1 protein-coding gene is annotated in these 409 nt (G+C 73.6%); it reads left to right on the plus strand.

The genetic code is table 11. The features are described from left to right. Positions 1 to 105 precede the first annotated feature (105 nt). Positions 106 to 409: Pvc16 family protein (locus tag AC5RWQ_RS30665; RefSeq protein WP_494286075.1), on the plus strand; the 304-nt coding region annotated here is incomplete at its 3' end.

The following is a 409-nucleotide window of genomic DNA, read 5'->3' on the forward strand; positions in this document are numbered from 1 at the left end:
ACGCGCTGCGCGAGGGCTACATCGGACGGCCGCCCGCCGGCCGGCCCGACCGGGCCCGCCGGACCGAGCGTTGACCAACCACCGGGCACAGCGAAGGGCGCGACCGTGAGACACGAGGTGGACGACGTCCTCAGGGGGCTGCTGACCGGCGGCGCCCTGGCCGGCACCGGCGTCGACATCGCCTTCGAGGCGCCGACCAAGGACTGGGCCGCCCGGCGCAACGCGCCGACCATCGACGTCTACCTGTACGACATCCGCGAGGACATCCACCGGCGCGAGCGCGGCGCCATCGCCGTCCACGACGAGCAGGGCATCGTGGTGCGCAGGCGCCAACCGCCGCGCTGGTACCGGCTGTCGTACCTGGTCACCGCCTGGACCAAGCAGCCGCAGGACGAACACCGCCTGCTGT

The organism is Micromonospora sp. BS32 (assembly GCF_059089345.1).